The sequence below is a fragment of the Pedobacter sp. SL55 genome, assembly GCF_026625705.1.
In the GTDB taxonomy this organism is placed as follows: Bacteria; Bacteroidota; Bacteroidia; order Sphingobacteriales; family Sphingobacteriaceae; genus Pedobacter.
In genome coordinates this window covers 2,976,740-2,990,139 of the sequence record NZ_CP113059.1, presented here as the reverse complement: position 1 = coordinate 2,990,139, position 13,400 = coordinate 2,976,740, and the positions used below count along the sequence as shown (strand labels likewise).

Genomic DNA, 13,400 nt, shown 5'->3' with positions numbered 1-13,400 from the left:
TATTGCTCAGCCCAATTTTAACTTTATTTTCTTGTCCAATCATCAGTTCTAAAAGACGAAACAGGCAAGCCCTCTACACTATATAATTCGCCAATAGCCCAATCTTTAAAGGCATACCTTATGGCGATTGGATTTTGGACTTGATCGCTATGAACGTAAACCACATCATTAACTAATTTAGCAGTTGCTGGATAAAATTTCTGGTCTGCCGCAGCTACTTCAAATTGTGTAATTGGCTTGCCATAAGTAGTTAATCCTAGTGGAATATGATTAAAATAAACTTGAACTGTGTCATTTTTTACCACCATTTTTTTGTAAGTAGGGCTTGCCACTGGAAAACCCTTTTTATGGTAGGTATTGGCCAAAGCTAAATAAGCCAACCTTTTACTTGGCAGGGTTTTGTTTGCCGGATGAATATTGTGCTGCTCGCCTGCATCAATAATCACAGCCACGCCAGCATTGGCCAAAGTATCTGGCAGCTTTAACTGTGCCTCCATTAGTAAAGGAACTTTATAGGCCTCACGGGCTGCATATTTCATTGGAGCTAATTGCACCAAATAAAAAGGCCATTCTCCGATTTCCCATTTCGCCCTCCAAGAGCTTACCATAGCATGTTGCAGCGCTAGATAGTCGCTATAATTATGACGATTTTGCTCGCCTTGATACCAAATTACACCAGCCATGCTGTAGCCAATTAAAGGAGAAATCATCCCATTAAACAGACTTCCTGGTGTTTGATGAACCGCCTTAGAAATTGCAGTATTGCTAGACAAACGATCTTTTAATACATCGCCAACCAACTGCCGGTCCATCCACGCTTCAATTGGCGAACCACCCCAAGTAGACTGGATTATACCTACGGGTACGTCTAATTGTTTACGCAGATAACTTGCAAACTGATAACCCACCGCACTAAATGGCGCAACCGAACCGGCATCGGCAAGTTGCCAATTGCCCTTTACATTTGTCTCTGGTGTAGCGGCATATTTTCGCTCTACCTTAAATAAACGCAGCATCGGATCTGGCGAAGCCATCAAAATATCTAAGGAATTGGTAATGGGCAAATTATTGTAGCCTTTAACGGGCATATCCATGTTTGATTGACCCGAACAAAGCCAAACTTCTCCCAACAACACATCATTAAGTACGATTTTATTTAGTTGGCTTACGCTGATGGTAAACGGCCCACCTGCATTGGCTGTTTTAACTATTACAGTCCAATTTCCTTTATCGTCTGGCTTGACCGTATAAGTTTGCTTATCCCACGAAGTTTGAACCTTTACCACTTTTTTGCCAGTTGCAGTGCCCCATATCTTCGCATTGCTGTTTTGTTGTAGCACTAAGTGGTCTGAAAAAAAGCTGGCATTACCACCTGAGCACTTAGCATCTTGCAAAATCCGAAACAGGCAATACCTAAAGCTAATAATATTTTTTTCATGCTATCTTTCTTTTGATGGTAACCATACCGATAGCTGCAGCGGCAACAAAAATTAGTGCACCCACTGCGGCAATAATATTCGAAAAGCTAGGTGCTACTAAGCCTAAATAAACAATTCCGGCACCAACTACCGCCATAGATATAGCGATTACACGAATACCAAATACGTTTTGCTTTTCTGCTGCCTGCTGTTCTTCTGGGTCAAACACGTTAACTTCTTTGCTTAGTGCTAAAGCATTTTTCATTTCAATAGCCCTACTAGACACCAATCCTGTAGAGATGTATCGCAGTTCGAAAATCAACAAGATCAACATCGGTATTCCCATACCGAGAACGGTTTCCATGGTTCTGGTCAGCTTTAAGTCTATCAAATCTGGTGCAATAACTTTAAAAAACAAGTTAATGATTAAAGATGCAACTGTGGCGGTAACCACTGAAAATCCAGTTTGTCGTTTCGAAAAAAGTGTCAAGATGATTGGCGCAAAAAGTGCACCGCCAGCAATTGAAGCAGTACTTAAAACCACTTCTACAATTCCGCCCGCACTTGGGATCCACATGGCTACTAAAATGGTAAGTACGCCAAAAAGTAGCGTGAAAAATCGGGCCATCCAGATCACATTCTTTTCAGAAGCCTTGGGATTGAGTAAGTTCTTGTAAATATCCTGTGCAAAAACCGTAGCCGCCATATTAATGGTTGTATTCGCCTTACTTGAAGTTGCAGAAACCATTCCGGCCAATACCAAGCCAATCAATCCCCCTGGCATCACTTTTTGGATCAACATCATGTAAGCATCTTCCGTCTGTAGTCCTTCCAAATTGGGATTAATTACACGATAGATCATGGGCGGCAACATCCAAACAACCGGACTAACGAAATACAAAATGGTAAAGATACCTGCAACTTTTTTTGATTCCTTTGGCTTGGCCACACTGGTATAACGTTGTACGTACGACCAGTTTCCGCCAATATAAAAAGTTTGATAAACAATAAAGGCTAACATAAAACCAAGCGTATAATCTTCGTTAAATGGCTCAAAGAAATGCGTTGGTGCCTTTTGAACTAGGTTTTGAAAGCCGCCAATTTCTGCAAATGAAATTGGAATAACGATTAGTACCGCTGCAGATAGAATAACAAATTGAACCACATCGGTCACTAAAACCGCCCATAGTCCTCCTGCGGCTGTGTAAAGTACAATGATCATCCCGATGATTAAGATACAGGTGTTGACCGGTAAATCTGTGGCTACATGTACCATTTTACCCACCGGATAAAGTACGGCAGCAGTAGTAAATAAGCTTAGCAACAAAGTCATGTAGGTATAAAACTGCTGTTCTTTACCACCAAAACGCTTCCCAATATACTCGGCAGCGGTAGCTACGCCAGTTTTTTTCCATCTTGCAGCAATGAATAAAGTAACAATGAAACCGCTGATAGCCATTGTCAACTGTATCGTGTTGGAAACCAACCCAAACTTGTAGGCAATTGAACCCCAAACGACGAAGGTTCCGGCAGAGAAATAACTGATGAAGAGTGAAAGTCCGTTGATCCACCAAGGTGTTGCGCCACCTGCTTCAAAAAAGCCTGACCATTCTTGCTACCCACCCTGGTAAAAGTTAAGCCAATGGCAAATATTAAGAGGGCAAAAACGCCCATTACTATAAAATCTAACTGTACCATGGCTATAGCTTAATTTCGGAATAACAACGTACCGCAAATATAGCTGCTGGCACCAATTCAGAAGGATGTTCTACTTCAATAATTAGCTTTTTTGTGTAAATTGGTTCATCTAGGATGATACGCTGGTGGGTTTGAAAATTATCATCCTTCTCAAACACCATCTTACCCGATTGATTCTAATCACATATTTTCTGATACAAAAAGGCATTACGGTTTCTGGATGCCCCATGAGTACAGACTCCATCGGATGGTCGAAATCTGCATCAAACCACAAATCTATTTGTTTAATTGTCTTCGCTTCATCCCATTCGAAAGTTAAGGTTGGGGAAGCATCTGCCGGATCTGAAACCCAGGCATTCGGCTGAATAACGGGTCTATCAATTCCATTAATTAGGTTTGATTTATCGAAAACTGGTTGAGGTTTAGCCAAGGAAATCGCTAGATTTTGCCCCTGCGGTCTACGTTGTGGACACCAGAATTCGAACTCATCTACACCTGCATCTGCCGGAGGCGTTTGCTTCCCAAAATTGGAAACTGCTTTATTTATTGAGTTGAATACCGACAAAATTCCGGTAACACGTTTTTCTGTAAAACCGAGTTGGATAGCCTCATTTGCTTCAAAAACTACAAAAACATAACTTTTTTCTGGTAAATTCACGCTAAAATCAAGGTTGATATTTTGTTCACCCGCTTGAATTTCAATTTCCCTACTGGCTAAATTTAGATCTGGTGTAAAACCTTCTGCCCTTTCACTAATTCTTAACGATGCCTTAAAGGTAGTCGGTTTGATTGCATTTACTGCAACATTAAATACCGGCAACTCTCCTTTAAGCATGGGAAAAAGCTGTGCAGAAGCTGTTGTTAAGCTTTTCCACAGATCAATGCGATCAAAACCTTTGAAATTTAGGGTACTCGAAACGGAGATCTCGCTTTGCGGAATTAAATCTAAAACGTCATTGATCTTTACGCCTGGGATATATTGACCATTTAAGGAGAGTTTTTGCTGTAGCTGTTGGATATGTCCGTTAGCAAGCACTTCCCTTGGCTGCAAACTTTCGTTTTTACAAAGAACCGCAGCCATGCCTATCGATTGACCTATGTAAGCACAGGTTGCCATTACACGGGTGGCACCGAAAGCCACATGGCTCACACTGATGATACGGCCAGCGATGAATAAATTACTAATATTCTTGCTGTACAAAGTACGATATGGAATCTCGAAAATCCCTTTTCCATGCCATTGGTTGCAGCCAGGACGCTCACTATACACCCCATCTGCTGGGTGCAAATCTATCGACCAGCCACCAAAAGCAACCGCATCCTCGTGATGACGTTGTTCAACCAAATCTTTCTGCGTTAAGATATAATCGCCTTCAAAGCGCCTACTCTCTCGCTTGCCAGGGATTGTACCCACCCATTCTAATGTTAAATTTTCAGCTTCTGGAAATTCTCCAGAATTTTTGATATGGTTCCAAATGCCGTAAACCACTTTCCAAAGTTCCCATTTAATCTTCTCCGTATCATGAACGGTGTCTAATCTCCCACCGTATTCTACCCACCAAAGTTTACAACCAAATTCATTAGCGTTAAATTGCTTAAAGCGAGGTATTTCAGTAATATCACTTAAAGCAAAGTTCGGCTGTGTGAATTTTACTGGGCGACCAGTATCTTTACTGTAGAAATAAAGCGAGTGTCCTAACAATTCGCCATATTCGGCAGTTGGCGCCATGCCTTCATCAAACTCCTCTTTACTTTCGGCGCCCATTCTAAAAGCGGCACCAGCCAAAAAACCTACAATACCATCGCCTGTGGCATCGCAAAACAAGGGCGCTTCCAGCCGATACAAAGTGGAATTTTGGCTGCAAAAAGCAGTGATCGATTTGATTTGATCCGCTTCTTTATCCACCTCAAAAACAGCCGTGTTTAAAAGCAATTGAATATTTTTTTCTTGAGTTACTTTATCCAACAAGATCATATCCAAAATCAATGGATTTCCCTCCGGATTTTTGTAAGTATTTTCAACTAAAATTTCATCAATCACACCGCCTTCCCTTGCCCATCGATTGTTATTTCCCATGTGCGATGTCGCACCCAAGATCCACAGCCTCACCTCACTTGAGGAATTACCACCCAAAACGGGTCTATCTTGTACCAAAAATACTTTTATACCTTGTCTGGCAGCTGTAATTGCAGCACACACACCCGAAAGTCCGCCGCCTGCAACCACTAAATCTGCCGTTAAATTGATTTTATTTAAATCTCGTTTCGCCGAAGCCTGCTCTTTTTTCATTAAAGTTTATGGCAATAGTTATCAGCTCGAAGATATTTTTTATTATTTAGAGATAAGTGCTTGGGAAAACTGAAAAAACAATGGGAACGCTCCCGAAATTTGGGAACGTTCCCTATTAAAACAGGAAGAAATTATTCCTCCTGCGCTTGCTTTACCGTGGAATTACGAACAATCAACTCGGTATCAAGGGTGCGAATTAAGGGCTTCCACTCCGAGCTGTCTTTATCCATTAAGCCGAGCAATAGCTCCATGGCGGTTTTACCGATTTCTTTTACTGGCTGAGCCACAGTGGTTAAGCTCGGTTCTATAAAGTTCGAACCGTAATTATCGCTAAAACCCACTACTGCGATATCTTCGGGAATGCGTTTGCCAGCTTGCTTAATCACTTGGATGGCCTCAATTGCTGTGGGATCATTTACGGCGAATATCGCATCTGGCGGATTGGTCATTCCCAACAAATGCTTCATGTACATTTTAACCTTAGTCAGGTTCAAATCGTACTCTATAATTAGCTCTTCATCTATGGGGATGTTATTTTTGATGAGCGCATCGCGATAACCACTCATGCGCTTACGGCTTACCACCAGTTGGGCAGGGCCTGCTAAATGTGCAATTCTGCGTTTGCCGATGGAAATGAGGTGTTCAACGGCTTGGAAAGCGGCATCGTAATCATTTACCACTACTTTAGGCACCATCATTTCTTCGCATACCCGGTTAAAGAACACCACCGGGATTTTCCGTCTGATAAAGGCCTTCCAATGATCATAATTTAGTGTTTCCTTAGTTAAGGATACCATTACACCATCTACCCTATTGGCCAGCATTACCTTTGAATTGGCTACTTCAGTTTCATAACTTTCGTTGCATTGCGACACGATGACGCTATACCCCTGCCTAGCTGCTTCTTCTTGGGCACCAACCACCACCTGCGGAAAAAAAGAAGTGAAAAAATCTGGCAGCACAATGCCAATGGTTTTAGTTTTATTGGTAATTAAACTAATAGACAACATGTTACGCTGGTAATCAAGTTTTTCGGCAAGCTCTAGCATATACTTTTGCCCTAGTTTCGGGCTTTACATTGGGGTGGCCTGTAAGTGCCCTAGATACCGTAGATTTTGACATGTTCAGCTCATTGGCAATATCTACAATGGTTACTTGATTACTCTTCATACGTTTGGTTGGCGGTAAACCTACAAATAACGAAATTTGAGTGGAATTTGCAATGGAAATCGTTAAAATTAAAGCTTAGTTGAGGTATTTAATCGCAACTTATTTGCCCAATGACCAGATTTCTACAGCTCTACTTTTCAAAAAGCAAAAGGCAGCGCTTTTGCGCTGCCCTTGCACCTTTTATAACTAAACCAAATCTTAGTATTCTGGATTTTGCTCCATTAAAGGCATTTTTTGAATTTCCGACAAAGGAATAGGTAGCAAATACATCGCATCCCTAAAATTCAACGGGCGTGGTGCTCTAGAAATTGTGTGTACAAAACTATTGGTACCTGTGCGTGTAATGATGTCGATACTATTAAAACCTTTGAGTACTGTAGAGGCAATTTTCCATCTTCTGATATCATTGAAACGGTGGTCTTCGAAAGCCAATTCTATACGGCGCTCATTTTGAATAAGTGGGCGCAACTCATCAGTAGTAATATTTGCTTTAATGCCATACCTACCATCTGCACCTGGCAATATTCCGGCACGCTCCCTAAGTATTACCAATTTCTCTACAGCCTTTTCTGGTTGCCCAGTTTCATTAATCGCTTCCGCATAGTTCAATAAAATTTCGGCGTAACGAATTAACGGCCAAGCTCTTTCAGTAGTAGCTGCTAATGCATTTGAAATGTTCTCATCGCACATTTTTCTACTGAAATAACCTGTGAAATTATTACTTGGCGTATAAGCATCTGCAGTGGTATTGGCAATGGTAGAACCCGTATTGGTGTAAGTGTAAACAATGGTTTTTACCGCACTGTTATTGATGTAAGACAGTCCGTTATGAATAATAGAATAAGTGAAGCGAGGATCTCTGTTTACGTAAGGATCATTGGGGTTATAGGTAGCGCTTTCGGCAATCGTTTTTCCATCCCTCATGGGAAAAGCCTCTACCAAACTTTGAGTAGGTTTCATGATAGAGGCTCCAGTACGTGTAGGTGGCAGGTAGTAAGCTTCAAATTCTTTCTGAGCCGGGCGGTTATATTGGAAGATATATTCGCTGTTTATCCGTTTTAAAAACACCTCGTAAAAACCATTCCCAGGTCTTGTGGTGTTATCTACGTGCAAACTATAAAGCCCTAAACCAATCACTGCTTCTGCTGCATCGGCAGCTTGTTGCCATCTGCTTACGCTAAAAGTTGGATAGCCAACTACAGCGCTTTTGCTAATACCGCCACCGTTAAAAAGTGGACTAGCAGCATACAACAACACCCTAGATTTTAAGGCTAGGCAAGCGCCTCTGGTAGCCCTACCAAAGTCGATATCTTTGTAAGTAACATTTGCTAAATCAGCCGCTGCTGCATCTAATTCTGACACCATATAACTGACACACTCGGCATAAGTACCTCTTGGTATGTTAATGATATCGTTGATGCCAAAAACCTTATCGCCAATTAAGGGTACCCCGCCAAAGGCGATGACCATGTGGTGGTAATAAAACGCCCGTAAAAACCTAGCTTCGGCACGCATTCTTCTTTTGGTTGATTCGTGGAAAGGTGCGCCACCAATTTTCTCTAGCAAAAGGTTAACCCTACGGATGTTTTTGTAAGGCGTGTTCCAGAAATCTTTATCGGTAGCAAAACCGGTTAACACATTTGATGGGCCAATGGTTCCTTGTGCATAAGCATTGCCCCACACCGAAAGGTTGTTGTTTCCTTCGGCATTATCGGTTGCCAATTCGGTATTTCCAGAGCCTCCTGCAGAGTTAAAACGCGATGGGCCAAAAGTATAACCAGCATCTACATAAATTCTATTCAAGAAATTTGTTGTTTGAACGCTATCTGTAAATACCGCCTCTTCGGTTAATCCTGTAGTTTTATCTTCTAAACCTCCAGTTTTTTTGCAAGCAAAAAACACCAATGGAAGCAATGTTGTAATTAATATCTTTTTCATGGTACAGATTAAAAGGTAACGTTTAAACCCATGTTCATTATTCTTGTTGGTGGATAAGGCAAATCGCCAGCAGACTCCAATATCTCTGGATCTAAATTGTATAGCCTATCTAGTTTGGTAAAGGTTAGTAAATTGTAGCCATTGGTGTATAAACGCAAACCTTTTACACCTAGTTTAGATAACAGTTTAGGACCTGCGGTATAGCTTAGTTCTGCAGTTTTAAGGCGCACATAATCGCCAGGAATGGCCCAAAAATCTGAGTAAAAATCTCTTGGACTTTGACTTAAAGCGGTAGTGTACAACTGCGGATATTTTGCATTGTTGCCTAACTCTGGGGTCCAATGTTTTTGGTGTATAGGCAATTGATTACTAGCATTGTGGTGAATTACCGCACCTTGTGCACTAGCTACAAAATTTAAAGCCGCTTGGAATAAAACCGTTAGCCTAAAGTTTTTATAACCAGCCCCCAGCGTAACACCTGCTATTGTATTTGGCAAATTGGTATTACCGAAAAACGACCTATCGTTGGCGTCTATCGCACCGTCGCCATTCAAATCCATGTATTTAAGATCGCCTGGTCGGCCGCCAATAGTTGGTTTTGGAACTGCTGGATTAGCAATGTCTGCCGCAGTGTAAAATTCGCCTGTCCATTTGTACTTTAATACCGAGCCAATAGGCATTCCGGTTTCCCTTTGGTAAGGATATAACGTAACAGCCTCATCTCTAAAAGTAATTTTATTTTTAGCTAATGAATAGGTTCCTTGTATAGAGTAATTCCAATTTTTAGAGATATCGTCTCTAAAACTAATTTCTGCTTCGAAACCACGGTTGTTTGTTCTACCAATGTTTACCAGTGGCAAATTTTGTCCGAATACGGCAGAAATGGTTCCGCGATTGGTAATGATGTCGTATCTATTGTTATTGAAATAATCTAATTTAGCAGATAGCTTATTTTTAAAGAAAGCCATATCTAAACCTATATCTAACTTTTTATCTTTTTCCCAAGTTACCTCATCATTGGCTAAAGTGCCCTCGGTTACCGTTCCGAAACCATTATTGGTGGCCAAACCAAACAAACCACTTCCCGATCCTGTTGCCCAATTTTGAAGGTATGCGTATACGCCTCCTGTATTATCTGCTCCAACCAAGCCATAAGATCCTCTTAGTTTAAATTGGTCGATGAAATTCAGGTTATCCTTAACAAAGCTTTCTTCGGCAAGGTTCCAACCTACAGATACCGCTGGAAAAAAACCTAATTTTTTACCTTTTGCAAAACGATCTGAACCATTATATGCACCACTAAATTCTATTAAATACTTCTGCTTATAATCATAACCAAACCTAGCTGTAATACCGCTAAATATCTCTGGAATAAAGTTATACAAACCTCCATTACTCGAGTTTTGATACCTCTTGTCACTTGTATTATATAAAACCAAACCAGAAACATTGTGGCTTCCAAAACTTCTGTTATAATTTAACATGGCTTGCATGGTAAGCGCACTTGCTGTACTACCAGGACTGTAACTTAAGCCGGGCGTACTAATTCTAAAGATATTGTCACGCTGACCAAAGCTGTACGAATCAGTTACCGGGTCATATACGTAAGAAATAAAACCAGTTCCGGTTACTGGCCTAGAAAGAGAGCGACTGTAAAAATATAGATTACGGTAAGCCAATACACCTTTTAGCGAAAGTCCCGGAGTGATAAAATCTAGTTTTTGGTTAGCTGAGGTAGATAGGTTGATGTTATTATTGAAATATCGGTAATAACCATTGTACATTAAACGGCCAACAATGTTGTTGTTATTTCTTCCAGATGCGGTTCTTTGCCAAACGCTATACCCTAAAGTTCCGTTTGGATTATAAACCGGATAGTTAAACGGCGCTGTTTCGCCCAAACGACCCAAATCGCTAAAAATAGTATTATTGGCCGTAGCGTTATTGGAGTTTGTTTCATCCACATTTCCGAACAAATCAAATTTTACATCGAGTGTTTTAGTTACTTTCAAATCGATGTTAGAACGATAGTTGTATCTTTTATAGTAAAATCTGCTGTTTAAATCGGCACTAAAATCTTTAAGTTGGCCACCTTGGTCTAAGTAACCAATAGAAACAAAATACTTTGCTTTTTCTGTACCACCATTTACGTTAAAATTAGCTTTAGCCTGTGGTGCGAATTGTTTTAATAAGATATCAGACCAATCGTTATTTGGATGTCCGTAAGGGTCTTCGCCTGTTCTGTACAATTCTAAGTCGGCATCAGAAAAGGTACGTACAAAACTCGGGTTTGGGTTTAAGTTGTTGGTATTCACTTGCGCCTCGTTAATTAATGAAGCGGCTTCGTAAGAGCCCAAAGCTTTTGGGGTTCTGGTAAGCTGACTTAACCCATACTCAAACAATGCGGTAATTCGTGGCTTGCCAACTTTTCCACGAGTTGTAGTTACCAAAATCACCCCATTTGCGCCTTTAATACCATAAATAGAGGTTGTTGCGGCATCTTTCAAAATACTTACCGACTCTACCTCATTTGCACTCAATTGAGAGAACTGATCGTAAGTGAACTCAATATCGTCTACCAAAATTAAAGGGTTATTGCTCGAACCTGATACGTAAGAACTCACCCCCGAATGTAAAACCGAGCTCCATCGGCACCTGGCTGGCCACTAGTTTGTTGCGAAGCAAAACCAGTGATACGTCCGGCTAATGTATTCTGCAAACTAGGCGATGGACTTTGTCTAATTTCATCTCCACCAATGCTCGCTACAGCACCCGTTAACGTTTTTTTCTTCTGTGTGCCATAGCCTACTACCACTACATCATCTAAAGTTGTTTTATCTTCTTGTAGCGATACTGTGATATTTGTTTTTCCATCGATATTAATTTCTTTGCTAGTGTAGCCAATCAATCGTACCACAAGAACATTACTGTTCACATTGAGCGTAAATTTCCCTTCTTGATTAGTGGTGGTACCGTTAGATGGATTTCCTTTCTCGACCACTGTTGCCCCAGGCACCCCCCCCGATTGATCGCTTACCACACCACTAATCTGCCTTTTCTGTGCGTTGGCTTTTATGCTCAACAGTAGCATACAAATGCAGCATAGATATGTTATTTTTTTCATCATATAATCTTTATTGAACAGCCGCCTTTGCTAGGTCGGCCTTATCATCGATATTTTAATAAAATGCCTGATTTTTTTTTAGTAATAACCTTCGTTTTGAACCAACTTGTTATTTCTAATTATTTCTGAATAAGGAATGGGCATGTGATAATATTTAGGCTGAAATATCATCGTGTTCACATTCTTGAGTACATACAATGGATCATTTTGAGTAATGGTTAACCCTTGTAAGGTAGTTGCCAATTCAGCTCATTTTCCATCTGCGCAAATCCCAGAAACGATGCTCCTCGAAACTCAATTCAATACGTCTTTCATTTTTGATTAACTCTCTAAGGTCATCTTGAAGTATACCTACAGGAACGCCATATCTGTTACCAGCCCCTGCGGTAATACCTGCTCTGGCACGCACCAAATTCATTTGTCTTACGGCATCTTCTACCCTTCCAACCTCATTCAATGCTTCTGCATAGCTTAACAACACATCCGCAAAGCGGAAATATGGGAAGTTATGACTTTGGTTAGCATAGGTGGTGGAGTTAGAAAAATCGCCCATGAACTTTCTCAAATAATAAGAAGTTTTGGTTTGTGTTTTAAAAGCCTGATTGGGTTTATCCAAACCGCCTTCGTAAGTTTGCACTGCCCTGCCCAACCATTGCACGCCATTGTAAAAAAGAATGGCTTTTAACCTTGGATCGCGGCCTTCGTATTGCGAAGCAGCCGTTGTAGTACCTGTATAAGGTGTACCATTGGCATTGCTAAAGGCATTCACAAAATTTTGGGTTGGGCTGTTTCTGCCATTGCTGGTAGTTGGCGCGACATAACCCACGGGTGCGTTTGCATTCTCAATTACCGTAGAATTTGACGATTGCTTAGACCAAATGATATCGGTATTGATTTTAGTGGTAAACACAGCTGTGTAGGCGGCTGTTCCGGTTGCGGTTGGTAATTTATAGTAGCCTTTCGCAATTAATGCTTCGGCAGCGGTAATTACCCGTTGCCATCTGCTTGGATCATTGATAGGGTAACCTGTTAATGCTTTTAATTGTGCATTGGTTTCGAAACCGCCACCGTTAAACAACGGGCTGGCCGCATAAAGGTACAATCTACATTTTAAAGCCATTGCGGCTTCAGATGGTATTCTGCCAAATTCTGTAGCGGCAACAGCAGATCCGTTGGGCAAATCTGGCGTAACAGCATCGCATTCTGCAGCAATGTAATCTACACATTCTGCGAAAGTATTACGAGGCAAGTTCAAATCACTGTTTAAATCAAATACCTGATCGCCAACCAGTGGTATGCCTCCATAACGTTTCAACAACTCGAAGTAGGCAAAAGCACGTAGAAAACGAGCTTCGGCCACTTGTCTCTTTTTAGTTGCATCAGGAATAGGAACTACGCCAATATTCTTCAGAAAAACATTGCTTCTTCTGATGATGGTGTAACTGTTTGCCCAGTTGTTATCTGGATAGTTGGTAGCGTTAAGCTGTCCATTGGTAAACAACATGATATTGGAACGCTCTGAAGAAGGCACGGCATCATCTGTAGCCGCATCTAAAAAATCGCCTTCAATACGGTTAAATCCGCTGGGCAAGAATGAATAAATGCCCAGTAAATAAGCAGTAGATTGTACACCCATTTGATCTGTAGGATCAAACACATCTGTTTCTAGCACCCTTTCTTCTGGTTCGTTTTCGAACTTTCTGCAAGATTGGGCTAGCACCGATACGATGATTAAAAAATAAAGTACTCTTTTCATATCTGT

General features: G+C 41.0%; 10 protein-coding genes. All 10 read right to left on the bottom strand.

Annotated features, from left to right (window positions below; translation table 11 throughout):
- Positions 1–23 precede the first annotated feature (23 nt).
- The 10 genes from OVA16_RS13415 to OVA16_RS13370 all read right to left on the bottom strand — a co-directional run bounded on the left by OVA16_RS13415 (position 24) and on the right by OVA16_RS13370 (position 13,394).
- Entirely contained in the window at positions 24–1,340 is a 1,317-nt protein-coding gene (locus OVA16_RS13415) for a sialate O-acetylesterase (RefSeq protein ID WP_267760191.1), read from the bottom strand.
- Positions 1,341–1,434: 94 nt separating this feature from the next.
- Positions 1,435–2,964, bottom strand: coding sequence for a sodium:solute symporter family transporter (locus OVA16_RS13410; RefSeq protein ID WP_267765397.1), 1,530 nt, complete (start codon positions 2,962–2,964; stop codon positions 1,435–1,437).
- Between the two features lie 261 nt (positions 2,965–3,225).
- The gene (locus tag OVA16_RS13405) at positions 3,226–5,406 is read right to left on the bottom strand and encodes an FAD-dependent oxidoreductase (protein ID WP_267760189.1); all 2,181 of its coding nucleotides are present in this window, start codon (positions 5,404–5,406) and stop codon (positions 3,226–3,228) included.
- 131 nt (positions 5,407–5,537) lie between these two features.
- Complete coding sequence (locus tag OVA16_RS13400; RefSeq protein ID WP_420712322.1) at positions 5,538–6,455, bottom strand: LacI family DNA-binding transcriptional regulator; 918 nt, start codon at positions 6,453–6,455, stop codon at positions 5,538–5,540.
- Positions 6,430–6,576, bottom strand: a complete 147-nt coding sequence (locus tag OVA16_RS13395) for a LacI family DNA-binding transcriptional regulator (protein ID WP_267760187.1) — start codon at positions 6,574–6,576, stop codon at positions 6,430–6,432. Before OVA16_RS13395 ends, OVA16_RS13400 begins: the two co-directional genes overlap by 26 nt.
- 198 nt (positions 6,577–6,774) lie before the next feature.
- The gene (locus OVA16_RS13390) at positions 6,775–8,514 is read right to left on the bottom strand and encodes a RagB/SusD family nutrient uptake outer membrane protein (protein WP_267760185.1); all 1,740 of its coding nucleotides are present in this window, start codon (positions 8,512–8,514) and stop codon (positions 6,775–6,777) included.
- A gap of 8 nt (positions 8,515–8,522) precedes the next feature.
- The gene (locus OVA16_RS13385; RefSeq protein WP_267760183.1) at positions 8,523–11,138 is read right to left on the bottom strand and encodes a SusC/RagA family TonB-linked outer membrane protein; all 2,616 of its coding nucleotides are present in this window, start codon (positions 11,136–11,138) and stop codon (positions 8,523–8,525) included.
- Positions 11,135–11,638, bottom strand: a complete 504-nt coding sequence (locus tag OVA16_RS13380; protein WP_267760181.1) for a carboxypeptidase-like regulatory domain-containing protein — start codon at positions 11,636–11,638, stop codon at positions 11,135–11,137. The genes OVA16_RS13385 and OVA16_RS13380 overlap by 4 nt, the downstream gene beginning before the upstream one ends.
- Before the next feature lie 78 nt (positions 11,639–11,716).
- Complete coding sequence (locus OVA16_RS13375; protein ID WP_267760179.1) at positions 11,717–11,881, bottom strand: RagB/SusD family nutrient uptake outer membrane protein; 165 nt, start codon at positions 11,879–11,881, stop codon at positions 11,717–11,719.
- 1 nt (position 11,882) lies between these two features.
- Positions 11,883–13,394, bottom strand: coding sequence for a RagB/SusD family nutrient uptake outer membrane protein (locus tag OVA16_RS13370; protein WP_267760177.1), 1,512 nt, complete (start codon positions 13,392–13,394; stop codon positions 11,883–11,885).
- Positions 13,395–13,400 lie beyond the last annotated feature (6 nt).

Bases quoted from the DNA above. Each gene is read 5' to 3' on its own strand.
- OVA16_RS13405 (WP_267760189.1), bottom strand. From the start codon at position 5,406: ATGAAAAAAGAGCAGGCTTCGGCGAAACGAGATTTAAATAAAATCAAT.
- OVA16_RS13400 (WP_420712322.1), bottom strand. From the start codon at position 6,455: ATGCTAGAGCTTGCCGAAAAACTTGATTACCAGCGTAACATGTTGTCT.
- OVA16_RS13395 (WP_267760187.1), bottom strand. From the start codon at position 6,576: ATGAAGAGTAATCAAGTAACCATTGTAGATATTGCCAATGAGCTGAAC.
- OVA16_RS13390 (WP_267760185.1), bottom strand. From the start codon at position 8,514: ATGAAAAAGATATTAATTACAACATTGCTTCCATTGGTGTTTTTTGCT.
- OVA16_RS13380 (WP_267760181.1), bottom strand. From the start codon at position 11,638: ATGAAAAAAATAACATATCTATGCTGCATTTGTATGCTACTGTTGAGC.
- OVA16_RS13370 (WP_267760177.1), bottom strand. From the start codon at position 13,394: ATGAAAAGAGTACTTTATTTTTTAATCATCGTATCGGTGCTAGCCCAA.